This window comes from Mycolicibacillus koreensis (assembly GCF_002104795.1).
Taxonomy (GTDB): domain Bacteria; phylum Actinomycetota; class Actinomycetes; order Mycobacteriales; family Mycobacteriaceae; genus Mycobacterium; species Mycobacterium koreense.
The window spans coordinates 1-25935 of the sequence record NZ_NCXO01000050.1; the positions used below are offsets into that span (position 1 = coordinate 1).

Annotated in this window: 30 protein-coding genes, 1 tRNA gene and 1 pseudogene; 12 read left to right on the plus strand and 20 right to left on the minus strand. The window is 68.3% G+C overall.

Going from position 1 to position 25935, the window contains the following annotated elements; genetic code table 11:
* Both B8W67_RS17065 and B8W67_RS17070 read left to right on the plus strand, forming a co-directional pair.
* The coding region (locus B8W67_RS17065) for a GatB/YqeY domain-containing protein (RefSeq protein WP_165757324.1) at window positions 1-233 on the plus strand (233 nt) is incomplete at its 5' end.
* Window positions 234-249: 16 nt separating this feature from the next.
* Window positions 250-2046 carry a glycoside hydrolase family 15 protein gene (locus B8W67_RS17070; RefSeq protein ID WP_085305227.1) on the plus strand — a complete coding sequence of 599 codons (1797 nt, stop codon included), beginning with the start codon at window positions 250-252 and terminating at the stop codon, window positions 2044-2046.
* Here B8W67_RS17070 and B8W67_RS17075 read toward each other — a convergent pair.
* The 5 genes from B8W67_RS17075 to B8W67_RS17095 all read right to left on the minus strand — a co-directional run bounded on the left by B8W67_RS17075 (window position 2029) and on the right by B8W67_RS17095 (window position 5755).
* Window positions 2029-2331 carry a DUF2694 family protein gene (locus B8W67_RS17075; RefSeq protein WP_085305229.1) on the minus strand — a complete coding sequence of 101 codons (303 nt, stop codon included), beginning with the start codon at window positions 2329-2331 and terminating at the stop codon, window positions 2029-2031. The genes B8W67_RS17070 and B8W67_RS17075 overlap by 18 nt on opposite strands.
* Window positions 2332-2338: 7 nt before the next feature.
* Window positions 2339-2656: a type VII secretion target gene (locus B8W67_RS17080; protein WP_085305230.1), complete on the minus strand. Its 318-nt coding sequence runs from the start codon at window positions 2654-2656 to the stop codon at window positions 2339-2341.
* A 13-nt stretch (window positions 2657-2669) separates the two neighbouring features.
* Window positions 2670-4130 carry a DUF4226 domain-containing protein gene (locus tag B8W67_RS17085; RefSeq protein ID WP_085305233.1) on the minus strand — a complete coding sequence of 487 codons (1461 nt, stop codon included), beginning with the start codon at window positions 4128-4130 and terminating at the stop codon, window positions 2670-2672.
* 82 nt (window positions 4131-4212) lie between these two features.
* Entirely contained in the window at window positions 4213-5007 is a 795-nt protein-coding gene (locus B8W67_RS17090) for a C40 family peptidase (protein WP_085305235.1), read from the minus strand.
* Window positions 4994-5755: a helix-turn-helix domain-containing protein gene (locus B8W67_RS17095; RefSeq protein ID WP_085305237.1), complete on the minus strand. Its 762-nt coding sequence runs from the start codon at window positions 5753-5755 to the stop codon at window positions 4994-4996. Before B8W67_RS17095 ends, B8W67_RS17090 begins: the two co-directional genes overlap by 14 nt.
* A gap of 194 nt (window positions 5756-5949) precedes the next feature.
* Here B8W67_RS17095 and B8W67_RS17100 point away from each other — a divergent pair, with 194 nt between their 5' ends.
* The 3 genes and pseudogenes from B8W67_RS17100 to B8W67_RS17110 all read left to right on the plus strand — a co-directional run bounded on the left by B8W67_RS17100 (window position 5950) and on the right by B8W67_RS17110 (window position 6911).
* Complete coding sequence (locus tag B8W67_RS17100; RefSeq protein WP_109561821.1) at window positions 5950-6366, plus strand: WhiB family transcriptional regulator; 417 nt, start codon at window positions 5950-5952, stop codon at window positions 6364-6366.
* A gap of 28 nt (window positions 6367-6394) precedes the next feature.
* A pseudogene (locus B8W67_RS20405) lies at window positions 6395-6511 on the plus strand (hypothetical protein); the annotation flags it as partial.
* A gap of 46 nt (window positions 6512-6557) precedes the next feature.
* Window positions 6558-6911: a VOC family protein gene (locus tag B8W67_RS17110; RefSeq protein WP_085305243.1), complete on the plus strand. Its 354-nt coding sequence runs from the start codon at window positions 6558-6560 to the stop codon at window positions 6909-6911.
* Between the two features lie 6 nt (window positions 6912-6917).
* Here B8W67_RS17110 and B8W67_RS17115 read toward each other — a convergent pair whose 3' ends face one another.
* Window positions 6918-7547 (minus strand): TetR/AcrR family transcriptional regulator, encoded by a 630-nt coding sequence (locus B8W67_RS17115; RefSeq protein ID WP_085305245.1) that lies wholly within the window; start codon window positions 7545-7547, stop codon window positions 6918-6920.
* Between the two features lie 98 nt (window positions 7548-7645).
* On the opposite strand from B8W67_RS17115, the gene B8W67_RS17120 reads away from it, so the two are divergent.
* Window positions 7646-8497 (plus strand): oxygenase MpaB family protein, encoded by an 852-nt coding sequence (locus tag B8W67_RS17120; protein WP_085305268.1) that lies wholly within the window; start codon window positions 7646-7648, stop codon window positions 8495-8497.
* Between the two features lie 33 nt (window positions 8498-8530).
* Here the strand turns inward: B8W67_RS17120 and B8W67_RS17125 are convergent, their stop codons facing one another.
* Complete coding sequence (locus B8W67_RS17125) at window positions 8531-8944, minus strand: DoxX family protein (protein WP_085305247.1); 414 nt, start codon at window positions 8942-8944, stop codon at window positions 8531-8533.
* An 84-nt stretch (window positions 8945-9028) separates the two neighbouring features.
* Entirely contained in the window at window positions 9029-10477 is a 1449-nt protein-coding gene (locus B8W67_RS17130; RefSeq protein WP_085305249.1) for a carotenoid oxygenase family protein, read from the minus strand.
* A gap of 82 nt (window positions 10478-10559) precedes the next feature.
* Between B8W67_RS17130 and B8W67_RS17135 the strand changes: the two genes are divergently transcribed.
* Window positions 10560-11114, plus strand: coding sequence for a TetR/AcrR family transcriptional regulator (locus tag B8W67_RS17135; RefSeq protein WP_085305250.1), 555 nt, complete (start codon window positions 10560-10562; stop codon window positions 11112-11114).
* A gap of 15 nt (window positions 11115-11129) precedes the next feature.
* On the opposite strand, the gene B8W67_RS17140 is transcribed toward B8W67_RS17135, so the two are convergent.
* From B8W67_RS17140 to B8W67_RS17155, 4 genes are all read right to left on the minus strand, one after another.
* A complete protein-coding gene (locus B8W67_RS17140) occupies window positions 11130-12092 on the minus strand; it encodes an amidohydrolase family protein (protein WP_085305252.1) in 963 nt (320 codons plus the stop codon).
* A gap of 68 nt (window positions 12093-12160) precedes the next feature.
* Window positions 12161-13024, minus strand: a complete 864-nt coding sequence (locus tag B8W67_RS17145; RefSeq protein ID WP_085305254.1) for an alpha/beta fold hydrolase — start codon at window positions 13022-13024, stop codon at window positions 12161-12163.
* Between the two features lie 97 nt (window positions 13025-13121).
* Window positions 13122-14027 (minus strand): hypothetical protein, encoded by a 906-nt coding sequence (locus B8W67_RS17150; protein ID WP_133056140.1) that lies wholly within the window; start codon window positions 14025-14027, stop codon window positions 13122-13124.
* 107 nt (window positions 14028-14134) lie between these two features.
* Window positions 14135-15370 (minus strand): metal-dependent hydrolase family protein, encoded by a 1236-nt coding sequence (locus B8W67_RS17155; RefSeq protein WP_109561817.1) that lies wholly within the window; start codon window positions 15368-15370, stop codon window positions 14135-14137.
* Window positions 15371-15490: 120 nt separating this feature from the next.
* Here B8W67_RS17155 and B8W67_RS20985 point away from each other — a divergent pair, with 120 nt between their 5' ends.
* Window positions 15491-15649, plus strand: coding sequence for a hypothetical protein (locus tag B8W67_RS20985; RefSeq protein ID WP_163797251.1), 159 nt, complete (start codon window positions 15491-15493; stop codon window positions 15647-15649).
* 101 nt (window positions 15650-15750) lie between these two features.
* Here the strand turns inward: B8W67_RS20985 and B8W67_RS17160 are convergent, their stop codons facing one another.
* Window positions 15751-15903, minus strand: a complete 153-nt coding sequence (locus B8W67_RS17160; RefSeq protein ID WP_085305260.1) for a zinc transporter permease — start codon at window positions 15901-15903, stop codon at window positions 15751-15753.
* A 202-nt stretch (window positions 15904-16105) separates the two neighbouring features.
* Here B8W67_RS17160 and B8W67_RS17165 point away from each other — a divergent pair, with 202 nt between their 5' ends.
* Window positions 16106-17500: an HNH endonuclease signature motif containing protein gene (locus tag B8W67_RS17165; protein ID WP_085305262.1), complete on the plus strand. Its 1395-nt coding sequence runs from the start codon at window positions 16106-16108 to the stop codon at window positions 17498-17500.
* On the opposite strand, the gene B8W67_RS17170 is transcribed toward B8W67_RS17165, so the two are convergent.
* Entirely contained in the window at window positions 17424-18137 is a 714-nt protein-coding gene (locus B8W67_RS17170; RefSeq protein WP_085305264.1) for a class I SAM-dependent methyltransferase, read from the minus strand. The two genes, B8W67_RS17165 and B8W67_RS17170, sit on opposite strands and share 77 nt — an antisense overlap.
* Before the next feature lie 32 nt (window positions 18138-18169).
* Complete coding sequence (locus B8W67_RS17175; protein WP_372507425.1) at window positions 18170-18973, minus strand: lysophospholipid acyltransferase family protein; 804 nt, start codon at window positions 18971-18973, stop codon at window positions 18170-18172.
* Between the two features lie 125 nt (window positions 18974-19098).
* Between B8W67_RS17175 and B8W67_RS17180 the strand changes: the two genes are divergently transcribed.
* Window positions 19099-19671: a TetR/AcrR family transcriptional regulator gene (locus B8W67_RS17180; protein ID WP_085305265.1), complete on the plus strand. Its 573-nt coding sequence runs from the start codon at window positions 19099-19101 to the stop codon at window positions 19669-19671.
* Window positions 19672-19718: 47 nt separating this feature from the next.
* On the opposite strand, the gene B8W67_RS17185 is transcribed toward B8W67_RS17180, so the two are convergent.
* The 3 genes from B8W67_RS17185 to B8W67_RS17195 all read right to left on the minus strand — a co-directional run bounded on the left by B8W67_RS17185 (window position 19719) and on the right by B8W67_RS17195 (window position 21376).
* A complete protein-coding gene (locus tag B8W67_RS17185; protein ID WP_234806805.1) occupies window positions 19719-20222 on the minus strand; it encodes a hypothetical protein in 504 nt (167 codons plus the stop codon).
* Window positions 20223-20375: 153 nt separating this feature from the next.
* Complete coding sequence (locus tag B8W67_RS17190) at window positions 20376-20813, minus strand: pyridoxamine 5'-phosphate oxidase family protein (protein ID WP_085305266.1); 438 nt, start codon at window positions 20811-20813, stop codon at window positions 20376-20378.
* Window positions 20814-20944: 131 nt separating this feature from the next.
* Window positions 20945-21376, minus strand: a complete 432-nt coding sequence (locus B8W67_RS17195; RefSeq protein ID WP_109561818.1) for a GNAT family N-acetyltransferase — start codon at window positions 21374-21376, stop codon at window positions 20945-20947.
* Window positions 21377-22009: 633 nt separating this feature from the next.
* On the opposite strand from B8W67_RS17195, the gene B8W67_RS17200 reads away from it, so the two are divergent.
* Window positions 22010-22936 carry an NAD(P)/FAD-dependent oxidoreductase gene (locus B8W67_RS17200; RefSeq protein ID WP_109561819.1) on the plus strand — a complete coding sequence of 309 codons (927 nt, stop codon included), beginning with the start codon at window positions 22010-22012 and terminating at the stop codon, window positions 22934-22936.
* Between the two features lie 28 nt (window positions 22937-22964).
* On the opposite strand, the gene B8W67_RS17205 is transcribed toward B8W67_RS17200, so the two are convergent.
* Complete coding sequence (locus B8W67_RS17205; RefSeq protein ID WP_085305277.1) at window positions 22965-23528, minus strand: type II toxin-antitoxin system RelB family anti-toxin; 564 nt, start codon at window positions 23526-23528, stop codon at window positions 22965-22967.
* Window positions 23529-24987: 1459 nt separating this feature from the next.
* A tRNA-Leu gene (locus B8W67_RS17215) sits at window positions 24988-25070 on the minus strand.
* 257 nt (window positions 25071-25327) lie between these two features.
* Between B8W67_RS17215 and B8W67_RS17220 the strand changes: the two genes are divergently transcribed.
* The coding region (locus tag B8W67_RS17220) for a DUF3662 domain-containing protein (protein WP_133056141.1) at window positions 25328-25935 on the plus strand (608 nt) is incomplete at its 3' end.

A 25935-nucleotide genomic window follows, 5' to 3' on the forward strand; every position in this document is an offset into this window, starting at 1 on the left:
TCGCCGCCGAAGAGCACGCCGAAGCCCGGGTGATCGACGCATACCTGCCGACGCCGCTGACCGACGGCGAACTGGCCGACGTGGTCGACACGGCGTTGGCGCAGGTCGCCGAGGACCTCGGGGAGCGCCCCGGCCGCCAGCAGATGGGGCTGGTGATGAAGGCGGCCACCGCGATCGCCGCCGGGAAGGCCGACGGCGCCCGCCTGGCGGCGGCGGTCAAGGACCGGCTCTGATCGCGGCGGGTCGCTGATGAGTGCGCCACTGGAGGACTACGCCCTGCTGGGCGATCTGCACACCGCGGCACTGGTGAGCCGTGCGGGCAGCGTGGACTGGTTGTGCCTGCCGCGGTTCGACTCCGCGGCGTGTTTCGCCGCCCTGCTGCACGACGAATCCGCCGGGTTCTGGCGGATCGCCCCCGCCGGGGGCGGCCCGGCGACCCGGCGCGGCTACCGCGACGACACGCTGATCCTGGAGAGCGAATGGGTCACCGACACCGGCACGGTGCGGGTGATCGATTTCATGCCGCCGCGGGGCGCCACCGCCGATTTGGTGCGGATCGTGCAGGGGATCTCCGGGCGGGTCGCGATGCGGACCGATCTGGTGATCCGGTTCGACTACGGCCACGTGGTGCCGTGGGTGCGCCGCGCCGAGCACGGCCTGACCGCCATCGCGGGCCCGGACACCCTGTGTCTGACCACCCCGGTGCGCCTGCACGGTGATCATCTGTCCACGGTCGCCGAGTTCAGCGTCGACGCCGGCGACACGGTGCCGTTCGTGCTCACCCACACCCCGTCGCACCTGCTGCCCGACGCGGTGGCCGCCAGCGCCCGGCAGGCGCTCAGCCGCACCGAATCGTTCTGGACCGACTGGATCGGCCAGTGTGACTACCGCGGGGATTGGCAGCCGGCGGTGCAGCGGGCCCTGATCACCCTCAAAGCCCTCACCTACGCCCCGACCGGGGGGATCGTCGCCGCGGCGACCACGTCGCTGCCCGAGGTGCTCGGCGGTGTCCGCAACTGGGACTACCGCTACTGCTGGCTTCGGGATGCCACGTTCACCCTGCAGGCGTTGCTGGGCACCGGGTATGTCGCCGAGGCCCGCGCCTGGCGGGAGTGGCTGGTGCGGGCGGTCGCCGGCGACCCGGCGAAACTGCAGATCATGTACGGGCTCGACGGCACCCGGCGGCTTCCCGAGCAGACCCTGGACTGGCTTGACGGCTACCAGGGCTCGGCGCCGGTGCGCATCGGCAACGGCGCCGCCGGACAGTTCCAGCTCGACGTCTGGGGCGAGGTGCTCGACGGTCTGAACCTGGCCTTGGACTCCGGGCTGCACTCGGTGGACACCGCCTGGGACATTCAGCGGGCACTGTTGGATTTCCTTGAGGGCCATTGGGATCAACCGGATTCGAGCCTGTGGGAGGTGCGCGGCCCCCAACAGCACTTCGTGCACTCGAAGGTGATGGCGTGGGCGGGGGTCGACCGCGCAGCACACGCCGTCGAGGTCCACGGTTGCGAAGGCCCGCTGCAGCAGTGGCGGGCCCTGGCCGACCGCATCCACGCCGACGTCTGCCGGCACGGCTTCGACGCCGAGCGCAACACGTTCACCCAGTACTACGGCTCGTCGAGCCTGGACGCCGCGCTGCTGCTGATCCCGCGGGTGGGGTTTCTGCCGTGGAACGACCCCCGCATCGTCGGCACGGTGAGCGCCGTGCAATCCGACCTGGACGACAACGGCTTTCTGCTGCGCTACCGCACCGACACCGCCGTCGACGGACTGCCGGGGCGGGAAGGCGCGTTTTTGGTGTGTACCTTCTGGCTCGCCGATGCGTTGCACGGGATCGGTCGCCGCGCCGAGGCCCGGGAGCTGTTCACCCGGCTGCTGGACCTGCGCAACGACGTCGGTCTCCTCTCCGAGGAGTACGACACCGCCGCCGGCCGTCAGGTCGGCAACATCCCGCAGGCGTTCAGCATGGTCGGCCTGGTCAACACCGCGCGGCAGTTGAGCGGCGCTTCCACCGGGACCCGCAGCTCAGCGCGGCTCGGATAGCCGGTGGTCGAGCAGCGCCTCGATCGCTGCGCTCAGATCGTGGGCGGTGGGCACCTCCGCGGACGGGGTGTGCCCGGCGGCGACGATCTCGGCGCGCACCTGCATCAGCGCCTTGAGGTGGGAGACGTCGGCGGCGCGCAGGATCGCCTCGGCCAGGGTGGCCGCTTCGGTGTTCAGCGCATCGCCGCTGAGCAGCACGCTGTGCAGATAGCCGCCGCGACAGGACCGGAACAGGATGTGCCCGCTGGGGTGCACCGCGTCGAAGGCGGGGTTGGGCGCGCTCATCGCCGGGTCAGGGGCCGGTGTCGCCGAGGGCGCCGAATCGATGGGCTGCAGTCGCCTCGTGCTGGGTCCACAGCTCGGCGACGGTGGTGAGGTTGTCGGCCATCTCGGCATGGGCGTCGGCCTGCCGGTGGTAGCAGTTGCGCCGTTGGTCCAACAGATCGGTTCCGGCACTGGCGAATTCGGCGAATATCGGGCCCAATGAATCCAGGCTCTCCTGGATCGCGGGGTGGCTGTCGGGAATCGACCGCAGATACTCGGCGGCGTGGGCGTGCTCGGCGGCGGCTTGGCGCAGCTGGAGCGGGATGATGTGGGTCTGCTCGGGCACGGTGGCCTCCTCCTTAACCGTCGGCCGGTCGGGTCGGCGCCGGCGCCTCGGCGTGGGGCTCGGTGGCGGCGGGCCCCGGTTCGGGTGGATGTTCCCAGCCTAGAAAGCTCGGGCCGGCAACGGAAGACAGTTGCTGGATCTGCCCGTCCAGAAGCGCTTTGCCGTTGCCGACCGCCAGTGCATGACGATCGGTGAACAGCCCGACATCACCGGGCGCCAACCGGGTCGGGTCCAACGGGGCGGACACCGCGGTGCCGGGCGCGGGGATCGTGATGCCCTGGGCGGTGAAGGCGTCGGGAATCGGGGTGCCGGTGGTGGCGGCGGTGATCACCGCCGCCAGTTCGGCGCTGGGGGCGGTCACCGTGGAGCCGTCGGGCAGGGTCACCGTGGCCGGCCCCGGTGGCGGCTCCGGTGCGTCGGTGTCTCCGTCGGTGCAGTCGGCGTCCTCGGCAGGGGGTGCGGACCCTTCGTCGTCGGGTGGTGCTTCGTCGTCGGGTGGCGCTTCGTCGTCGGGGCCGGGATCGTCGAATGGCGGGTCTTCGAATCCCCGGAGGTCCTCGGCTCCCAGGTCATCGGGGTGACCCAGAACGGGGTCGCGGCCGGCACCGAGCAGGTCGGCCAGTGACGGCACCCCGGACAGTCCGGCGGGCACGGTGGGTGTCGCGGGCAGCCCGCCGGACCCCAGATCGAACGGCGCGGCGGCAGGCGGTGCCATTGCCGGCGCGGCGGCCAGCGGCGGTGACGGGGCGAGCGGTGGCGGTGGGAGATCGTCGAGGGGCAGATAGGGATCCAGTGGGTCGAACGGTTCGTCCACCGGGTCCGGGGGTGCCGGTGGGGCGGCCTTCGACGGCGCCGGGGCCGCCGGGGCCGCCGTTGGCGCCGCGGCGTCGGCGGGTGGAGTCCCGGCGGCGTACAACGATTTCCAGGCGGTCATCAGCGCGCGGTAGGAGGTGGCGTCGAGGTTGGCGTCCTGCAGGACCGCTTCGATCTCGCCGAGCTTGCCGGTGAGGAAGCGCTGAAAGTCGCGGGCCCCGGCCGGGGTGTCGAGGTCGGTGCGGCGCCGCACGGCGTCCTCGATCTCGTGTTGCAGCCGGGCGAGGGTGTCGCGGCTGTTGCGGGCCTTGCTGTGGGCGTTGGCGATCGCGGTGATCACCAGCAGATCCAGGTGCGCGGCGGCGTCGGTCTGTCGCGCCAACTCGTCTTCGTGGCGGTGCACCGCGTCGGGGGTGTCGCCCTGCTGCGGCGCGGGGCCGGGGCCCGCGGGGGTGACCGGCGCCCCGGTTCCCGGGTCGAACAGGCTCGGGTACCGCCGGTGGATCTTGGTCAGGATGGCGTCGAGGGCCTGCGGGTCGGCCGCTGCGGGCATCGACATGCTGATGGTGACCAGGTCGTCGGGAGCCAACCCGGCCATGGCATCTCCGGTGCAGGCCCGGACATGCTCCATGGCGTCCAAAACCTGCTCGACGGTGGCCATCTGCTAGGCCAACGCCGGTGCCGACCCCGTCATGGATTGACCGTACCCAGCTCGCGTGGACCCGACAATTCAGTCGGCGGCCTCAGGTGGGGCGGCGGATCTGCACGTGCGCCCCGAGTGGGGCGATGCGTACCGGCACACCGGATTCGGCGGCCTCCACGACACGGCCGTGCCCGATCGCCATCTGCACATGACCGGGGTGCGGGAAGACCAGATCTCCGGGACGGACCGCGGCGCGCGACACCGCCACCCCGTCGTGCAGCTGCTCGTAGGTGGTGCGGTGCAGACCCACCCCCGCCTGTGCATACGCCCACTGGGTCAGCCCCGAACAGTCGAAGCTGTCCGGACCGCTCGCGCCCCACACGTACGGGCGACCCAGCCGGGACAGCGCGGCGCGCACCGCGGCGGCGGCCCGGCCGCGTGGGGCGCGGCCGCGGCGCCGCCGGTGGGTGCGGTACCCCAGGCGTCGCAGCGCCGCGGTGTGCCGGTGGGCGCGGCGTCGTGCCGCGAGGACATGGCGGCGCTGGGCGCGCAGCCTCGCGATGCGGCGGCGCGCCGCCTCCCTCTGAGCGAGGGGATTATCTTCGGCGACAGGCGGATCGGCGGTGGCCTCGGCGACGACCGCAGCAGTGCGGGATCGCGCCGCGGCGTGATCCTCACGGGCACGGCGCAATACCGCGGCCAGCTCCTCATCGGCACGGCGCGCGGCAATCAGCTGCACGCGGGCATGTTCGGCCGCCTGCCGATAGGCCGCCGGTACGCCGCCGTGCGGTGTCCTCGGTGAGCCGGTGGCCAGTCCGGTGAGCTCCGGTGCGGGAGCAGCGCCGCTGAACAGCTCATGTGCTCTGCGCAGCGCCGCCAGCTCAGGGCTGTTCATCATCGCCTCCGCCGGCGAGCACCGCCGCGGTGAACGCTTCGACGCGGCGCACCGCGGCGGCGGGGACCGCGCCACCGCAGCGAATCTCCCAGAGTTGTGCGGCGCTGACCCCGAGTACCTCCGCGATGACCGCGGCGGGCAGCACCGCCACCGCGCAGGCGCGGTCGAAGCGGGCGCTGAGACTGGCCGGCAGGCGTTCGAGCAGCGCCACCCGGGTCCGTTCCAGGGTCCGCAGATGCTCGAGTAGCGGACCCGCCGGATCGGCACCGGCGTTGACCGCGACCCGCCACGAGCTGGCGGCGAGCAGCTCCGCCTTCACGCACTGGGCGACCACAGAACGAATATACGTCTCATAGTCGTGTGATGTCGTCGGCGGCAGCCGGGCGATGACCGAATTGATCGCCTCGATCTGGGCCTGGGCATATCCTTCGAGCACTTCGGCGCCGGTGTGCCGGTCGACGACGATCCCGGTCGGCACAGCGGCGGGCGGCTGCGGTGCGGTGGCGACCAGCCGGGCCAGCTCGGCGTGCGGGTCGTCGGCGACGACGAGCTGCGCGTAGCTGCCCGGCGGCAGGCCGAGCCCGTTCTCCACCTTTTGGACTGTGCTTTTGTGGGGTTTGCGGGTGCCGCGCTCCAGGTAGCTCAGGCCCATAATGCTGACGCCGCTGGCGGCCGCGAGATCGGCCAGCGACCAGTCCCGGGATTCGCGAAGCGCCCGCAGCGCAGCGCCCGCCGCTGCGCGCGTCACCGCCGCCTTGCTCCCACAGGATGGATGCTACACAGCGGCGGCGCCAATGCGATCATATTCGTTTCTTACGTCGTTGACTTGTCGCCCCGGCGCGCTCGTATATATGATTTATTCTACGTTTCTGGCGTCGGGTGGCGACCCGGCCCTCGCCCGGAGGTGGCGCAATGACCGCTTCAGTGCCCCCGTTGACCACGGTGACGGCTCCGTGTTCGACCGACCCCGATCTGTGGTTCGGCTACGCCGACGACGAGGAGATCGACGGCACCGCCAAGGCCCGGCTGTATGAACGGTCGGCGACCCAGGCGCGGTTGCTGTGTCTGCGGCGCTGTCCGCTGAGCCAGCAACGTCGCTGCGCCGGCTACGCGGTGCAACACGGCGAGGAGTACGGGGTGTGGGCGGGGATCAAACTGCCCGGCGGGCAGTACCGCAAACGCGGGGAGCTGGCCCGGGCGCATCAGACGCTGCGTCGCATCGCCGCCGGGGAGATCAACGCCCGCGAACTGGCGGAGAACGCAGCGCTGCTGGCCGACCACGAACACGACGCGCCAGCCGCGCCGGCCACGGTGTTCACCCTCGCCGCCTCGCGTCACGATCCTGAGTCGGCGGCCTGACGGGCGGTCTGCGCGATACGATCCGGCGATGCCGTTGGCCAACGGTGCCCACTTCGCCGGTTTCACGATCCTGCACCCGCTGGGCTCGGGCGGGATGGGGGAGGTATATCTCGCAACGCAACACCGCGGGATGAGACCGCCGGCTGCGCAGCATCGGATCTACGCTGGGGACACCAGCCCTAGGAGGCACCATGAGCGGTCACGAGGTGCGGATGATCGTGCTGTCCACCGACGACCTCGATGAGTCGATCCGGTTTTACAGCGAGACCTTGGGGATGGCGGTGAAATTCCGCGACGGCGCCCACTTCGCTGCCCTCGATGGGGGTGCCGTGACCCTGGCGCTGGCAACCAAGGTCGACCATCCGATTCACGGCCAGGTGGTGGTCGGGATCAAGACCGCCGACGTGGACGCCGCGGCGAAGGCCGTCGAGGCCAGCGGCGGCGGGATCGTTACCGCTCCCTACGACGACGCCCACGAGCGCCGCGCCGTGGTCTACGACAACAAGGGCAACGGGCTGGTCTTCTACAGTCCGCTGGCGCGCTGAGACCGCTCAGCGCCCGAGCAGCATCGGCACCAGCACCGCCCGGGCGAACCGGCGCATCTCGTCCTCGGTGCGGGTCGGCGGCGGGCCGTCGGGGGTGACCAGCAGCGACTGGGTCAGCCGCGCCAGCATCCCGGAGATCGCGGCGATCTCGGCCGCGTCGGTGGATCCGGCGGTGTGCTCACGGATCCGGTGGATCTGGCCGGCCAGGTACTGCGAGGACACCTCGAGTACGTCGGCGGCGCCGACGGTGAGCGCCCGCAGCGTCTCGTCGCGGTCGACGGCGAGCAACTGCTGCAGCAACCGGTTGCTCCGCAGCATGGTCACCGTGATCACGAAGAACCGCTCGATGAAGCCGTCCGGACCGTCGTCACAGGTGGTCGGATCGCCCAATTCGGTGTCGATCGCGCTCAGCACCCGGCCCGCCTCGTAGAGAAATGCCGCGCGAACGATGGCGTCTTTGGTTCCCAACCGGCGATACAGGGTGGCCCGGTTGACGCCGGCCCGCCGGGCGATGTCATCGATGCTGGTGCGTCGCACCCCGGTCAGCGCGAACTGCTCGAGGGCGGCCTCCAGAATGGGCGCCTCGGCACGGGCGGTGTCGCTGAACGCGGTCAACAGCGGGTTGGTGAGCACCATCGCCGCTCAACTTACGCCAACCATTGCGCCCCGAAGACAACGTTGCAATAATTACTGTTGTTTTGTTGCATCGAAGGTGCACACGTGAGGAGATGGCGATGACAGCCGAACTGTCCGAGAAGCCCGCGCCGGCGGCACCGCTCGAGGCGGCGCTCGAGGCGGCAGCCGAGGAGGGCTTCGGCCTCGCCGACTTCGTCGGGGAGTTCTTCGTGCTGCTCGGCGCCGGTGCCACGGTGCTGCTGCAGATGGCCGAGCCCGGGGTGGGCCACGGCGTCGCCGACCACAGCACCGCACTGCGGCGCCCGCTCAACCGGCTGCGCGCGACGATGGCCTACGTCTACGCGGTGACGATGGGCACCCCCGAGGAGCAGCGCGCCATCGTGCGGATGGTGAACAAGGCCCACGTGCCGGTGCGGTCGGAGACCTACAACGCCTTCGACCCGGACCTGCAGCTGTGGGTGGCCGCCACGCTGTACATGAACGGGTTCACCCTCTACGAGCGGTTCTACGGGGCGGTCGACGAGGCCACCGCGGACCGCATCTACCGCCAGTCCGCGGTGTACGGGACCGCGTTGCAGGTCCGTCCGGACATGTGGCCGGCCACCCGCGCGGAGTTCCAGACCTACTGGGACGCCAAGGTCGCCACGCTCACCGCCGACGATCAGGTCCGCGACTTCGTCTACGGGCTCATGCACGGCGGTGACGCCCCCTGGTTCATCAAGATGGGGATGCCGGCGAACCGCTTCTTCACCACCGGGCTGTTGCCCGAGCGGCTGCGCGGCGAACTCGGCTTGTCGTGGGGTCCGCTGCGCCAGCGCGGCTTCGATCTGTTCATGACGGCGGTGCCCCCGGTGTACCGACTGCTGCCCGGGCCGCTCCGGCGGCTGCCGTCGACCTATTACCTGTGGGACATGCGCCGACGGCTGCGCTCCGGGCGGGGCTTTCTGTAAACGCCGCCCGGAGCGGTATCCGCTAGCAGACCCCTAGGAGAACAGCGGCCCGGTCACCATCAGGCCGATCTGGTCGCCGAAGGCCGCGAAGAGCCCGAACAGGGCGAGCGCGGCACCCGCCAGCGACAGATCCTTGTTGAAGTGCATCTGCTCGCCGGCCTTGGCCTGCGGGTCCTGCTCCTTCCAGAACGCGTGCATGAGGACCGCGGTCGGCAGCAGGAACACCGCGAGCATCAGCGCACCGAGGTCGGCCCACACGCCCACCGCCACCATCAGGGCACCGACGAGCATCCACGCCCCGGACAGCAACACCGCGGGCTTGCCGGGCTTGATTCCCTTGCTCTCGGTGAACTGCGCCATCGCCGCGGTCTGGGTGAAGTGCCCGGCCGCGCCGGCGAAGAAGATGGCGCCGAACAGGATCCGGCCGATCAAGATCACGATGTCCATGGGGGCTCCTCTCGGTTCGCGTCGCATCGTTAGTTGACGATGGAACTAAGCCAAGAATAGCCCTCGTGGTTGCGTTGTCAACTATTACAGGGTGGTGCCGGCGGGCAGATAGGCGCCGTGGAACGTCATCGGGATGTGGTGCTCGAGGTTGGCCGCGGCGACCGGTCCGGCACCGGGGCGATCGGCGGCCAGCACGATCAGACGCGACCGACGCTGTGCGGGTTGATGTTCCACGCTGAGAAGCCACCCGCGCCCCTCGTCGTCGGCGTCGGGGTCCGGGGCGAACAGCGGTTCGCAGACGGTGTCGTCGCCGTCGGCGACGTAGCGGTCCGTCGCCCCCGTGTGGTGGTCGATCGTCGTGATCGAGTTCGGGTTCCCGCCGGGCTCCGACGCCGTCGCCAGGTAGGTGAACCGGTGCGCGCGGGTGGCCCGGCTCGGATCCAGCTGCGGGAATTCGCAGCCCACGTCGTCGAGGGTCTCGTGGCTGACCCGACCGGTGCGTCCGTTGATGACCAGCCGGGTCAGGGTGCCACCGAAGGCCGGACCGGCGTCACCGCGGTACTCGCGCAGGTGCCGGTTCCAGCCGCTCCAGCCACCGTCGGGCTGGTGGGCGACGAGTTCGACGATGGTCTGCTCGCCCTGGTCCGCCTCGTAGGCGTTGGTGACGTGGAAGTGGAACAGCGGGTCGGTCTGCAGGCGGGTCGGCGGGCCGCCGTCGCGGGGCAGCAACACGATCGTGGTGCCCAGCTGCGGCCGATAGGAGAGCGCCTCGCCGAACGGACGCAGCCCGAGCGCCACCGGGATCGGGTTGGCAACGACCAGCGGGCCGAGCACGAACACCAGATGCTTTGCGGTCAGCGCGAAGTCATGGACGAACCCGAGCTTGGGGATCGGGATGGTCCCGACGGTGTCGAAGCGGCCACCCCGGGTGAGCCGGTAGCAGCGGATCATCGGCCGGGGGAAGAAGTCCAGCCCGAAGTTGAACACCTCGCCGGTCCGCGGATCGCGTTTGGGGTGCGCGGAGAACGCCCCCAACCGTTTGAGGGCGCCGCCGAAGCGTTCCGGCCCCTCGGTGTGCAGGGTGGTCAGGTCGAGGCGGTGCGGCGGGCCGCCCTCCCACAGTGTGTAGAGGGCCCCACGGTGGATCAACACATTGGTGTTGGACATGTTCTCCGGGAACCGCAGCACGTTGGCCAACGGCCCACCGAGTCGCTGGGTGCCGAAACCCCGGGTCGGCACCGGATTGTCCTGGGAGCGACGGTAGCTCGCGGTACGCACGTACCGATTGCGGAAGTGCACGCCGTCGGCGTCGATGGCGAACCGGGACACCATGCCGTCGCCGTCGAAGATGTGGCCCAGCGGGTGTCCGCCGACTTCGAGGCGTCCCGGCCCGATGCGGTAGAGCACCCCGCGCAGCCTCTCGGGCAGGTGCCCGGAGATCTCGCCCACCCGGTAGTCGTGTTCGTCGGGCTGGGAGTCCCACGGCGATTCGCCCACCGGCGCCGGCCGCTCGACATTCGATGACACACTCATGTGTCGACCGTTGCATACCTGAGACGGAATAATCAATAGTGTTTCATCCTCTTGTGGGTGGGCGGGCCGCTACGCTGGCCCGGTGTCCAGCAACGACGAGGTGGTGACGGCCGCGCGGGCCGTCGTGCGCCGGGTCGGGGTCGGGGCGATGACGTTGTCGGCGGTCGCCACGGAGGCCGGGATCAGCCGGGCCACCATGTACCGACGGTTCGCCTCCCGCGATGCATTGATCGCCGCGCTGGTCGCCGCCGAGCTGGATGCGCTCGAGCAAATGGTCATCACCCGGGTGCGTTTCGGCGATCAGCCCCGCGCGACGATCGGCATGCTGGTGCGCGAGGTGTTGGATTACAACGCGACCAATACCGCGCTGCAGGCCGCGCTGCGGATCGACGGTGCCGCATTATTGCCGTGGCTGATACGCCACGACGGGCACCCGACGTTGGTCGACGTCGTCACCGCCCGCGCCCTGACCCACGTCATCGGCTCGGAGTTGGCCCGCCACCTGCGTCCCACGCCGGAGGCGGCGGTCGAGTTCATGGTCAGCGTGATCTACGCGGAGTTGCTCTCACCCAATCAGCATGTCAGCCATGCGCAATTGGCCGCCTTCATCACCGACGCGGTCTGTGGGGTGGACTAAATCTGGCCTAAATCCTCAGCAGCGAATCCTCAGCAGCGCTTCGGCGTTGCCGTGGGCGATCGCGTGAGTATCGGTCTCGCTGAGGCCGGACTGTTGCAGGAACGTCGTCACGTCATCGCGGACGATGTAGGGGAAGTCCTCCGAGTGCAGAATACGGTCGGCCCCCAATTCCGCGACCATGAAACGTAATTGGTTGTGGTTGTATATGCCTGACGGGGTGATCCAGACCTGCTGGCGGTAGTACTGCGCGAAGGTGCGCTCCAGGTTGTTCGGCAGCAGGCTCAGCGTCTCGTCGAGGCGTTCGAGGTAGAAGGCGGCCAGCTCTCCCCAGTGTCCGCTGAGCAGTTTCAGGCGCGGGTGGCGGTCCAGTGCACCGGAGAGGATCAGCCGCACGATGTGGATCCCGGCCTCGGCGTGCCAGCCGAAGGCGGGGCCGGCGAACATGAGCTGTGTTGCGGGTGGCCAGGAGCCGGCATAGTACTGCTGCCGTACCGGCTGGGGCGGTATCCCCGGATGCACGTAGATGGGAAGGTCGACGGCTTCGGCTGCGGCGAGGATCGGGTCGAATCTGTCGTCGTCGAGAAACACGCCGCGATAGCTGCCGGAGATGAGCGCACCGACGAAACCCAGTTCCTCGACGCAGCGTCGCAGTTCGTCTCCGGCGGCGACGGGATCGACCAGCGGGAGGGTCGCGAACCCGCGGAACCGGTCCGGGTGTTCGGCGATCTGGGCGGCCAGATCGTCGTTGACGCGGCGGCACAGCCCGACCGCGTCGGGGTGGTCGAGGTCGCTGGGGCTGCCGTTGCCGTGCGAGACGACCTGGACGTCGATGCCCACCTGGTCCATGTGCGCCAGGCGGTTACCCGCGAGCCGGCCGGTGGCGTCGGGTTCGAGGGAGAACGCTTGCAGGAATCCACTGAGGGCTTCCGGCGGGACCGGTGGGGGGCCCGGCGAGATCGGCCACCCGCGCGACGACATCCGGGTGCTGGAAGTGTTCTTCGACGGTGATGATGCGCATGGGCGGGTCCTTCGTCGGGGTCGGCCGGCTACGGGGCGAAGAACGCCGCCAGCGGGCGGGCGACGGTGTCCGGGGCACCGCGGTTGTCCGCGGCGATGTGGCTTTGTTTCTTCAGCTCGATCTGCGTACACGCCGGTATGCGGGCTGCGATCGCCTCCAGTCCTCGCCGCAGCGATTCGGTGCTGCGCCCGCCGCCGAGGAGCATGACCTCGGTGTCGGAATCGGCCAACTCGGCGATGCGGGGGTTGACCAGGCTGATCGATTCGGCTTGCACGACCGAATCCAGATACATGGTGGGGATGAGGTCCCTAATGGCCAGGGAGTCACCGGAGACGAGCCGGGCCTCCACCGCGAGGGCCGGTCCGAGGAGCGCGATCAGCACCGGCCGCGGTAGCTGCGCGACGAACTCCTTGCCGCCGGTGCCCTTGATGACCTCGACGAGCGCCGCGATCGGGTGACCGGCGGAGAGTACCTGGCGGTAGCGCGGCACCCACGCGGCCGGGTCGACGCCGTCGATCGTCAGCGGCGGTTCATAAAGCGCGAGGCGGTCCGTTCGGCGGTACTGCAGCGCGGTGTAGAGCGCGATCGTGGCCCCTGAGCTCAACCCGAAAACCCGGCGCGCGTCGACCGCGCGCATCAGCGCATCGAGATCGGCGCCCTCGGTGGCCAAGCCGTAGCCGTCACCGGCCGGGCTCTCTCGCCGTCGCCCCCGCCGGTCCGGCACGTAGACGCGGTAGCCGGTGCTGAGGAGTTCGGCGAGACGGTGGAAGTTCTGGGCGGCCTGCAATCCGCCGTGCACCAGGATGACCGCCGGTCCCTGGGTGCCGTAGCAGCGGTAGCGGAGCGGGGTGCCGTCGGGGGCCACCAGGGTCTCGGTGCGGTAGGTCGGCATGGGTCCTCGCAGGGGGGGTCGGCTGTGACGTGGGGTTATCGTCGCATGCGCAATCAGTGCCACCAGGTCCGCGCGGGACACCGACCGGGCCTTATCGTCAGCCGGTTCGTGCCGCCAGCCGCAGTGCCCTTTGGCGCCCCTCCCTGATTGCCGGCGCGACGATGGGCTGGAATTCCCGCGAGGTGATTCGGCTCCAGTTCCCGTGCGCCGGATGGGTCAGGCCGACCCAGATGAAGCGGTTGCCGTCGAGATCGCATTCCGCGAGCACTCGATGGTTTTCGGAGGATCCGATGTCGCCGACGGTGCCGAAAGTCTGCCGAAGCGTGTCCACCAGCCCCCACCCTTGGGAGATGACCAATGTCGGTTGCAAGATCCGGACGCTCTGCGCCAGATGGAGGGCACAGTTTTTGCGCATGACCGATGTTGCAAAGCTGGCGTGGCTGCCGGGCTTCGGGACCGCCGAACACAACAGCAGGTTCGCCATCGCGAAGCAGTCGAACACGTGGGCAGGGTGCTCATCGATGAAATGCAGCTGCTCTTGCTTCTCCACGGGAAGGCCGAAGGCCAGTTGCAGCGCCAGGGTGACGCCCTGCATGTGGGGATTGCGTTGGGCGAAAACCATCTCACCGGATTCGCGGACGACCTCGGTCCGCTGGCGCACGGTCCGATAGCGATCCCGATCAGGCCCCGGGGGCTGTGCGGAGCCTCCTGTCGTGGCACTGGTGTGTTTGTCTCCGCCGCCGGCCTCCATGGGAACGACGAGCACCCGCAACGGCGTACCCGACTCGGTGAAGAGGTCGAAGTGGCTGCCCACCGAATGGCCCTGCGATTCAAAGAACGCAGCGCCCTTCTTGTCGGCCGACTTCTTGCAGTCGCAATAACGGTCGCACACCATGGTCTTCGTGCTCGATTTAGCGACCTTCCTGGTCAGATAGGCCTGCAACTTCCGTGCACGCTCTCGCGAACGCTTCACGTCGCATTGGTAAACAGGCTGCTTGGCCATATCCACCATTTTGCGCGCCAACCCCGGCGACCATTGGAAGTTCCTCAAGGCAACACGGAAAAATCTGGCCTCGGGCCGCCGATCTGTCCTGCGAGCAGGGTGCGACGTCACGGAGTGGCGTAGCCACCGCGGTTGCCGACGGTGCGACCGTCCTTGATCACCAGCACGATGTTCTCCGGTTCGGCGACCGCGGTGATGTCGGCCAGGGGGTCCCCGCGCACGATCACCAGGTCGGCGGTCTTGCCGGCCTCGACGGTGCCGAGGTGATCGTCCACGCCGCACAACTCCGCGGAGGTGCGGGTGCCGGCGACGATCGCCTGCATCGGGGTCAGCCCGCCGACGGTGACCAGCAGGCCGAGTTCCTTGAGGTTGGTGCCGTGTTCGGGGGACAGGCCCGCGTCGGTGCCGACTGCGATCTTGATCCCGGCGGCGGCAGAGGCGGCCACCGACTCATGGGCGAGGGCATGCCATTTCGCGCTTTTGGCCGCCCCGGCCGCCGATGCGGTCACCGGCGTCATCGTCTCCAGCAGGGTCGGGACCAAAAACGTGCCCTGGGCGACCATCTGGGCGCGCAGCTCGTCATCGAGGGCGTAGCCGTGTTCGATGCTGTGTACTCCGGCTTCGACGGCGGCGCGGATCCCCGCGTAGCCGATGGCGTGGGCGGCGACCGACTTGCCGCCGTAGTCGCGTCCCTCCTCGACGACCGCGGCGATCAACTCCCGGCGCATGCCCAGCCACGTCGGGTCGTCGCTGGGGGAGCTCACCCCGCCGCTGGAGGCGATCTTGAGAACGTCGGCGCCGGCGCGGACCAGTTCGCGGGCCCGCGCACGGGCGGCGTCGACGGAGTCCACCAGGAACCCCCCGACCAGCGGGGTGAGATCCAGCCCGCAGGGGATGTGGAAGTCGGCGTGGCCGCTGGTCTGGCTGAGCATGTCGATCGCCACCAGAAGCCGCGGCCCCTCGATCAGGCCGGCGGCCACCGCGTCGCGCACCCCGGCATCGATGCCCATCAGGTCGCGGGCGGTGGTGACGCCGTTCTGCACGGTGGCGCGCAGCCGTTCGATGAGTTCGAAATGGCGGTAGGAGGCCGGCCGCAGCGCCATCTCCAGGGGGCTGCCATGGGGGCCGGGCAGGTGGAAGTGCACGTGGCAGTCGAAGAATCCGGGGCAGATCGTGTTGCCGCCGAGGTCGACGGTGGTGGTGTCCGGGGGAGGTGCCGGAGCTTCGGAGGCCGGGCCTGCCCAGCTGATCGTGGCGCCGTCGACGAGGACCACAGCGTCTTCGACGGCATCGCCGCCGGTGCCGTCGATCAGTGTGGCGTTGCGCAGCAGCATGGTCGTCAAGGCGGCCTCCCGAGGGTCGCCCCACTTCACCAAGCCGCGTTGCGAAAAGCAATCAGCCACCCCGCATGGTCGGCCGGATCGGGGGGATTGGGCCCCCTCGCCAGCGGGTAGCCGAGACCCATGGCTGATTTCGACCCCGCCGACATTGCCCGCACGGCCCGCGAGTTGCGCAGCACTCTGGAGGCGATCGACCGCGGTGACGCGAGCCTGGAGGGCGTTCGGCCCAAACTTGAGGCCGCCGTACTGCAACTTGAGTCGTTTACCAGCGGCAACCCGTAGGCCGCGCCGGTATCACAGGGTGGGCCCGGGGCCATCGGACGCCCGCCCCGGGTCGATTAACCCCGGATTGATTCTTCCGTGCGGCTGGTTGCCGTACGAGATCAGTGCTCGTCGTAGTGGTCACCATGTGCGGCGTGGCGGTGGCCGTCGTGAAGGTAGTCGACGTGGTCGCCGTGCTGAATGGCTTCGTGGCCGCAGTCGGGACCGTGAGTGTGGTCCGGGTGGGAGTGGGTCGCGTGCTCTTTGGTGTTCATGACCGCAACGTTATGCGATACATGCATTTATTGCAATGTATGCCTTTCTAAAGGAAGCTTCGCCGCCCGGCGCCCCGTTTTCACCCCGCCACAGGCCGGGGAGCCCGACCGGGTTATCCACAGTCGTGCGCCTGTCCCCAGATCACGTCGTCGGGCCCGGCGGACCAGCATCAATGTCGGTCCCCCTCGATAGAATTCACACATGTGTTCGAGTGATCGGGAAGAGATCGCGGTGGCCTTCAAAGCCCTGGCCACCGCGCTGGACACCGTGGCCGAACTGGACTTCACCGCCCTGACCACCCCGGAACGCTTCGCGCTGCTGCGCCACTGCGAACACCTGCGCCGCCGGCTGCCCGCGGTGGAGCACCCGCTGATCAACCAGATCGCCCGCGTGGCCACTCCGATCGAAATCGGTGGGCGGCTCTCCGGCCGGTTGGCAGACGAACTGCGCATCACCCGCGGCGCGGCCAACCGGCGCATCCATGATGCCGCCGATTTGGGTTCCCGCCACACGCTGCAGGGTGCACCGTTGGCGCCGCTGCGGCCGGCCACCGCGGCCGCCCAACGCGACGGTGCGATCAACACCGACCACGTCGCGGTGATCGCGAAGTTCTTCCGGATGCTGCCCGACGGGATCGGCGTGACCGAACGAGAGCAGGCCGAAGCCGAGCTGGCGGGCTACGCCCGCCAATTCCGCCCCGATCAATTGGCGAAGCTGGCCGCCAAGAAGTTCGACTGCCTGGTTCCCGACGGGTTGTTCTCCGACGCCACCCGAGCCAAACGCCGCAGCCTGATCCTCGGCGACCAAGACGCCGACGGGATGAGCGCGATCAAAGGCCATCTGGACCCCGAGGCCCGCGCCGGCCTGGAAGCGGTGTTCAACAAACTCGCCGCCCCCGGCATGGCCAACCCCGACGACGAGGTTCCCTGCGTGGGAGGCACCCCGTCGCGGGAGGCGATCGAGGGCGACACCCGCAGCGTCGGGCAGCGCCAGCACGATGCGCTCAAAGCACTGTGCCGGGCCACCGTGGCCTCCGGGAACCTCGGCCAACACAACGGACTGCCGGTGACGATCATCGTCTCGACCACACTGGCCGAGTTGCAGGCCGGCACCGGCAAAGCCCTCACCGGCGGGGGCAGTTGGCTGCCGATGAGCGACGTCATCCGGATGGCCAGCCACGCCCACCACTACCTGCGGGTCTTCACCGAAAGCAAGCGGGGCACCCAAGAGCTGGCGCTGTTCCACACCCGTCGCATCGCCTCGCCGGCCCAACGAATCGTGCTACACGCCAGGGATCGTGGCTGTACACACCCTGGCTGCCCGATGCCCGGCTACCTCTGCGAAGCCCACCATATTTACGACTACGCCCAGAACCCGCAAACCGACGTGCACGACCTGACCTGGCGCTGCGGAGCGCACCACCGACTGATCGGCCCCGACGGCTGGACCACCCGTCGGCGCCACGACGGCGTGATCGAAACCATCCCACCGGCACACTTGGACCGCGGTCAGCCCCGGGTCAACAACTTCCATCACCCAGAGCGGACGATCCGGGACGTCGACGACGGCAGTGGCGAGACCGCCGACGATCCATAGCCGCCGCGTCTAATTCCAACCTCGGTTTGTTCCAACGGATCATGTAGCGCCAAAGCGGTAGGCGACGCCACCGCATCCCCGGCAGCACCGTCGCTGCGATCTGCTCGACCTCGGTGTAGGTGTGCGGGAACTGCATCTGCACCGGGGCGTTGTGTTGCCAGAAGCCGCGGGTGCGGGAGAGGATCTGATGCTGCACAACCCCGACGGCGTCGTGGGCGTAGTCGCAGACGGTCGAGCTGCGAGCGCAGCCGATAACGACCACGGCGCCACCGGGAGCGGTCAGGTTCGCAAGGCGCTGGAGACCGCACGCCAGATCGGGAAAGTGATGGACGGTGGCGACCGCGGCAACGAGGTCATAGTGGGACTCCGGCAAGGCGTAGGTCAGAACGTCGCCGACGATCCATCGGACATGAGCCGAGGTCGCCGATTCGGCACGGGCGATGATGTCGGCATCGGAGTCGATCCCGGTGACCTCGGGGATTGTCTCGGCGAGGCGAGCTGCCAGCAGGCCGTCACCCGTGCCGACGTCGAGAGCCGTGTGCGCGGTCGACGGAGCGGCGTCGAGCACGACGTCGTAGTACTGGGTGTTGTGGTTCCACGGAGTGTCGTGGTTCCACCGATATCGTTCGCCTCGCACCCGACCACCCTGGCACCGGGGCGATGCGGCGGCTAAACCGAGGGCAGGACGGCGTTACGCCAGGCCAACGGGTTGAGGTTGCGGTAGGGGTCGTCCGCTCGGATCGTGAGCAGGTCGGCGAGGTCTTCTTCGAGCGCCTCCTGAGCCTTCTGCCGTACCGATTCCACCCACGTCGACTCCGGCGTCTTCGCCGGTTTCGCGGTCTCGATGGGCGCACCGAAACGGAGGTACATCCGTTCCGGGCGCGGAATCAGGGTCGGTCCGATGCCGCGCACCAGAGGTGCGGCCATATCGGAGCGGCCCGACAGTCGCTGGGACACCGCTCCGCTGATCCGCTCCCAGGTCCCGCCACGACTGGACAGACTCTGGTAGACGTCGTCGCCGCCGACCAGAGCGGCGGGCACGATCGGGTAGGCGAATTCCACTGCCAGACGGGCGAAGCCGGCACGGCCCTGCCAGCGCAAGGTGTACTCCTCGCCCTTGAACTTCGGGATCTCGCGGCCCCCGCCGGGAAACACCAGGATGGGCTCGTCGTGGCGCATCAGTTCCCGGACCGGCTCGGGCGAGCCGACCAACGCGCCCGCCGCGGCCAGCAGATCAGCGGCCGGCCCCGGCATGCGCCCGAACTGGCGGTCAGTCAGGGGCCGGACCCGTTTGCCGATCGCTCGCCGAACGTGGAAGGGAATCAGCAAGGCCTCGGAGCCGAACTGGGTATGGTTTCCCACCACCAGGAATCGGCCGTCTCGCGGTAGCGTCTGCAGGCCTTCGACGAAGGGGCGGTACGCCTCAACCGCCGGGGTGACGGCGTCGGCGACCGCCTCCATGGCTCGACGCATGATTTTTATCCGGGTCGGTTGGTCCATGAGCACATCGATGTTGTCGGCGTTGGTCACTGCGCATCCCCCTCTATATCGCTATCCACGATAGCGAACGAACTAGTTTGTATGGTTATGATTCTGCTGTGAGGAGGAGCACTACCGCGCTGCGGACCCAGATTCTGGACGAGGCCCGCGCAGAGTTCGCCCGCCATGGCCTCGCCGGAGCGCGGATCGATCGGATCGCCCGTGCCGCGCGTGCCAGCAAGGAACGCCTCTACGCCCACTTCGGCGACAAGGAATCGCTGTTTCGGGAAGTGGTGGCGATCGACGTCGCTGATTTTTATCGTTCGGTCACTCTCCGCGCTGATGCGGTGCCCGAATTCGCCGGGGCCGTCTACGATTTGGCCCGCACCCGGCCCGAACATCTCCGGATGATCACCTGGGCGAAGCTGGAGGGTTTCGTCCTCGACGAGCCTCGCGCTGACGGCGAGCCGATCTTCGAGAAGGCGGTCGCCACCATCGAGGGTGCGCAGGCGGCCGGGCAGCTCGACCCCGCGTGGGAACCCGCCGATCTGCTCGTTCTGCTCTTCGCCCTCGGCTTCGCGTGGGCTCACGCGCCCGGCCCGGACGCGGCGAGCACCGATTCCGCTCTGATCGCACGGCAACGCAGTGCCGCGGTGGAAGCGGCCCGCCGCATCGTTTCCACCCCGCGGTGACCGGCGTCGCTACCAAGACTCGGCCTGTTGTGTCATGCCGCAGGGGTCTAGCCTGGCGGCGCTGTAGGACTGATGCGCGCGGTCGCGCACGCGGTTTGAGCATCGGTTTTGTGGTCGAAGCACCGATCTACCCCCGGCCCTTCGGCGAACCATTCGCCGGTACCGAGCTGCCCGACGAGGTACTCACCGCTGCGGTACAGACCCGGCTCGATGCGCTTCCAGACCATCGGGCCTGCGGTGTTCTGCAACCACCCTGCGAGCTCGCGCACCGGGTTGGCGGTCTCGCTGGCCCGTACCGCCACCGGATCGGCTACGTCGCCGTCGATCACATACACCGTCGCCATCCAGCCGAGATCGTCCGTGTCGATGGTGAACAGCAGATCACCGAGGCGCACCGCGTTGGCGCCGTCGAGATGCCACGGTTCGCCGAGACCGCCGCTGGCGTCTATGGCGTCGCGCACGATCTGGGCGGCACTCGCCGATAACGCGGGGGCCGAAGACCCGCCGGGACGACCACCGCCGTCGTCGTCGTCGTAAGAAATATTTGCCACCACAATCAACCTCGACCGCAACTACTGGCCCAACCGATAGAAAAACCCGACCGTTGGCCGGGGTGATCTGTCACCGATGACGCGACTCATCAACCGGGACTGCTCGACGATCCGGTGGCAGTTTACGGTGGGTCTCTTTCGGCGATGGAGGCGCTATGACGGAGCGGGCAGGGGCTCGTGGGACTCGGGCCCGAAGCGGAATCGGCGACCGGTGACGGTGGTGGGGAGAATGCGAACATAGTTCTGTTTCAACCACGGCGTCCACGGCCACAGCGGTGCGTCCTGTGCCTCTCGGATCTCGTCGGCGCTGCGCAGCACCTGCGCCATGCCCTTGACGACAACGCTCCACCCCTCGGCCGGGTTGTAGTTGTCGGCCTCGAAAAGAACGCGACTGTTGATCGTGGCGCTGACCAACTTGGTCCCTTCCGCGGTGCGGAAAAGCACGGTGCGGTTCTGCACGGCGAAGTTGACCGGAAAAATGTCGAGCTCATCCTCGACGCTGGTGACCAGCCGCCCCAAGGACACCGTTGACAGCAGATTCCAGCACTCGCCGACCGGCAGGATGGTGATGGGCTCATCGGTCGATGCCATCTGCAGACCTCCTGCCTGTCCTACGTGGGGTAGGACCACCAACAGTAGCCCGAAGCTCGGGCCCTGCGCCGTCCCGCGACGGTCCCCGACGGGCTTCACCTTCCGAGTTTAGTCGTGCCTCGGCGCCGCTCCTACAACTCGGCCGTGAAGTGGTGCGCGCTGATCTGCATGTGGCGGCGCATGTACAGGCGATGGGCGGCGGCGCGGTCGGCGCCGACACCGGAATCCAGGTGCACCGCTTCGCATCCGAGCCGGCGCGCTTCGTCGAACACCCAGTCCATCAGTTCGTTGCCGTGGCCCCGACCGCGCGCTTCGGGCAGCGTCGAGAGATCGTCGACGTAAAGGTAATGCCCCCACGCCGTCGCGTGGACTTCCCGGAAACCGATCACCGAGAGTGCCTGGCCACCGTCGAGCACACCGGCCAGTCGGTAGCCGACCGGGCGTAGTCGGGTGTCGACGAAGTCGGCGAGCGCCGCGGCGGTCTGCCAGCGAGGGCGCAGCGCCAGCAACGCTGCGCTCGCGCGGGAGGTCTGGCCGGGCGGAATCTCCTCGATGGTGGTCACGGCGAAAACGGTAGGGCAGGCTGCCGGGCGACGCCAGCGGATTCGTCTCGGGGTCGGGCCGCCGGTTTGTCGCCGAGGTACGAACTCAGCGCCGCTTGTCGGGCCCACCGGTGGCGGCAAGCTTGCGTTGGCTGCGACGCCCTTGCGCCACGACGAGGCCGCGCCAGCCGGGGCGGCGAGGCTCGCAAGGCGCTCGAGGCCGCCTGCCGGATCGGGGAAGTGGTGGACGGCGGACCGCGGCGACCAGATCGCCGTGCGCGGGATTGTCTCCGAATGGCGGCCAGCAGCTCGTCACCCGTGCCACGGCGTCGATCACGGTCTCGTAGTACTGGGTGTTGTGGTTCCAGGGATGTTGCTCGTTGCGCACCCAACGACTCGTCGGTGATGCCGCCGCTCGATTCTCGATCTTGCGTCTATGGCAAGCGGGGTTGGTGATCGTGTTCCGCCGTGGCACGTTTTAGCCATGAGGAACAGCGACCGATCTCCGCGCACCCATCAGGGTGTCGAATGTCTGTGGCGGGCGGCCCACAGTGACGTGACTCCCGCCGTGATGCCCGGTGATCCACGCGGCCTCTCGATGTGCGCTGCGCCGCATGGGATTCCGAGTGGCGAGCCCGGTCGGCGGGACTGGACGTGAGCGACGTTTGGGACTGCGCCGTAGTCGGCGGTGGGGCGGCGGGGCTCAGCGCCGCACTTGTGCTCAGTCGGGCACGACGACGGGTGCTGCTTGTCGATGCTGGCGGTCAGAGCAACCTCGCCTCCCTCCGTATCGGCGGCGTCCTGGGCGCTGATGGAATGGCACCGGCGGAGTTCTACGCCCGCAGTCGGGCGGCGATCAGCCGCTACGGCTACGTCGAATTCGTGAGCGACACTGTTATATCCGGCAGGAACGGAGAAAGTGACTTCACGCTCACCACTGAGGGCGGCGAGGAATTTCGGGGGAGAACAGTCCTGCTCGCCGCCGGCATGGAGTACCGGTACCCCGACGTTATCGGCTTGACCGAACGATGGGGCCGTTCGGTGTTTCACTGTCCGTTCTGCCACGGGTGGGAGGTACAAGACCAGGTGCTCGGCGTCTTGGACAGTAGTCCGCTGGGGCCGCACCGCGCGCTCCTGCTTCGGGCGTGGAGTGACGACGTGACGCTGTTCACCAACGGCCCAGCCGGCTTCGCGCCGGAGGAGTTCGCGCAGCTCACAGCCGCGGGCATCGCGGTCGATGACCGGCCGGTCACCGCAGTGCAGGGGCCGACCACCGACTCACTCGAAAGCATCGTGTTCGCAGACGGTGCCGAACACCCAATCACAAGCCTGCTGGTCCAAACCCGCCTTCATCAACGCTCCGGCCTCACTCATACGCTGGGCCGACCCGAACTGGTCTCCAATCCGATGGCGGTCGACGGCGTGAAGGTCGACGAGCGATCCGCCTCCACAGTTCCCGGATTGTTCGCCGCCGGTGACGTGACCGGGACCATGCCGACCGTTCTGGGCGCGATGGCTGCGGGAGGGGCGGCTGGTAGCGCAATCGTGGGAGAACTAACGAAGCCTCCCGTCGGGCAATGACCCGCCCCGACTGCGGCGTGTGTGGCGGTCAGCCTTCGTGGAGGTGCGCGCGTTCGCCGTGGTGGTCGAAGATCGACAGGATTTCGACCGGCCCTTTGTGGCCGCCCAGGCTGTGCGGGGTCATGGTGTCGAAACTGGCCGCGTTTCCTTCCTCCACGAAGATGTCGCGGGTGCCGACCCGCAGATGGACGGTTCCCCTGAGCACGAGGAACCAATCGCGGCCCTGGTGAACGCGCGCCTCCGGAAGTTCCCCGTAGTCGGGGATGCGCATTTTGACGACCATGCGCCCTGACGTGTCGTCGGGGTGGGTGAGTCGCCAGTACGTGATGGAGCCGCTTTCATCGGTGCTGGGTCGGATCACGACCCCGGTGTCGTCGGCGGCCACAATCTCCTCGACCGTGCTTCCGAGCACTTTGGCGAGTGTGACGAGGTGGTCGATCGCGATTCGGCGGTGCCCGCTTTCGAGTCGGCTCAACGTCGATGCACTGATATAGGTGCGCTCTGCCAGGTCGTCGAGCGACCAGCCGCGTTCTCGGCGAAGTGCACGCAGGCGACGGCGGGCGGCCTCTTCGAGAGAGTGGTATTGCGCCATCACCACGATGGTATGCGTCAGACGAAGGAGGCGATGACGCAGGAGCATTCACGATGGGGATGCTCGGTTCTCTCCAGCCGATTGAGTCGTTCGCGCAACAACGCGGATTCGCGTGCCTCGTGAGCGCACCGCCGGCAACCACGACAGTGTGCAGTCCCTGCACGCCGACACCCACAAAGCCCTACCCGACTATTTGCAGGTATTCACCTCGGTGGCTCAAAGCGCCCGGCGCACCATCGCCGGCCAATACGACCAGTGGCGTCTATTCGACATGGGCGCGTGGCAGCTTCAAGGCCATACCCACAGCACCACGGGCCAACACGGGCGCGTGATCTACGAGGGGCTCACCTGGCATAGACGACCCCCGCGGCAGAAATCTACGCGCTTTGGCTGATGTCTTCTCGCCCGGGCCAACAGATGATCGGTTTAGTCAACCACGTTGGGCGCCGCACAGCGGGGCTCCGAAAGCAGATAGCGAGACCGACAATGAGAGTTCGTTCCAGACCCGACGGATTTGCCGCTGCAGTCATCTGCGCGCCCACGACCGCTGTTCTCCTGGCGCTTTCCGCTCTGGTGGTGCCGGGGCCCGCGCAGGCGGACCCAGCGCCTGAACCCCCGCCGACCCCGGGCCCGGCCGTCGGCGATTACGGCCCGCCGCCGGTCACCTTCAACCCCGGTAACCTGCCGGGCGCGGTCGACCTCCAGCCGCCGGCTGCGCCACCGAGCGTGATTGATTTCCAGCCCCCGACCGTGCAACAGCCAAAGGTGTGGGAGGGGGGATGCGGGTGGAATGCCCACGGAATACTGTATTACCCGTCCGCCGACAAGCCTTTCAGCCTCGCGGACGTGTGTCAGTGCGACGAGGGTTATGTACCAACGCCTTCCAGGGGCGACTGGGGTGGATGCGAACCGGATGCAAGTGGACTCGCGCTGCAACCGCCGCCTACAGTCCAGCTGAACCCGAGGCCGGTACCGGGCCCCGTCGTGCCCGAACCACTGCCCGTCGAGCGGCAATAGCGAGTCTGGCCGCATCGGCTGCCGGGTCGACCGCTACCCGGCGAGCAACCGGTTCTGCGCGACGAGTCAGTTAAGGGTCTCGGTATCGCTGTCATCGGCCAGGGTCCAGTGGGTCAAGTCCGATTTCCAGCCTTCACCTGGGTTGTTCGGCGGCGAAGCGGTGATAGGACCGCCACAATCGGACGCATCCTGCACCACCACGGCCTGATCACCCCCAACCACGCAAACGCCCCCGCAGCTCCCACTCCCGCTACCTGCTGTCCTGCACCGACTGCCCGCAGCCACCTTGACCGACAACGGCTCGGTCTACGCTCCAACACCTACTCGACGACTTCGCCACAACTACTGGCCCAACAAACAGAAAAACCCCGACACCAGCCGGGGTGATCTGTAACCAACGACGCGACTTATCTGTCACCGATGACGCGACTCATCACAACTGTGGGCGAAGGGGGACTTGAACCCCCACGTCCCGAAGGACACTGGCACCTGAAGCCAGCGCGTCTGCCATTCCGCCACTCGCCCGAAACAACCGCAGGAGCCTAACACGCCCAGCCCTGCGTCTCCCAACCGTACCGAAGGCCCCCTCGGGGGCGCACACCCGGGGAACGGCGCCCCCGAAAGCACCGATGAGCTGGCCCTATGGGATTCTCAGAGTTCTTTTGGTGCCGGGGGGCGGGCAAATCCCGATACCATCAGTGCGACGGCGTGGACCCCACGACACGCCGCCGTGTTGTCTGTGGACAACGACGAGACCGGACGATCAGTAAGGCAGGCGGTGCATGGGTGGCCAAAAAGGGCTAGTCCAGCGCTTGGAGCGCAAGCTCGAGGCAACCGTGGATGATGCGTTCGCGCGGGTGTTCGGCGGTGCGATTGTCCCGCAGGAAATCGAGGCCATGCTGCGGCGTGAAGCCGCCGACGGCGTTCGGGCCCTCCAGGGCAATCACCTTTTGGCACCCAATGAATACGTCATTACGCTGAGTGAAAACGATCACGCCAAGCTGAGCGCCGATCCGGATCTCACGTCGGGAACGTTCGCCGCACACTTGGCCGAACATATCGCTGAGAAAGGGTGGCAAACGTATGGTGAGGTGGTTGTGCGGTTCGAGCCGTCCGCACACCTGCACACCGGGCAGTTCCGTGTCCGCGGCGCCGTCAACCCCGATGCCACCCCCCAACCGACCGATACCCACGACGCCGCGCCACAATCAGACCATGCGTTTGCCGCAGAATCAGGAGTGCCACCGATGACCGACAACCCGAGCTACCGCGGCGGCCCCGGGCAGGGGCACCCCGACGACTACTACGGACGGCCGCAGGACGACCCGCACGCCGGCCAGGATCCCCGCGCCCCCTACCCGCCCGAGCAGGGCGGCTACCCCGCGCCGCC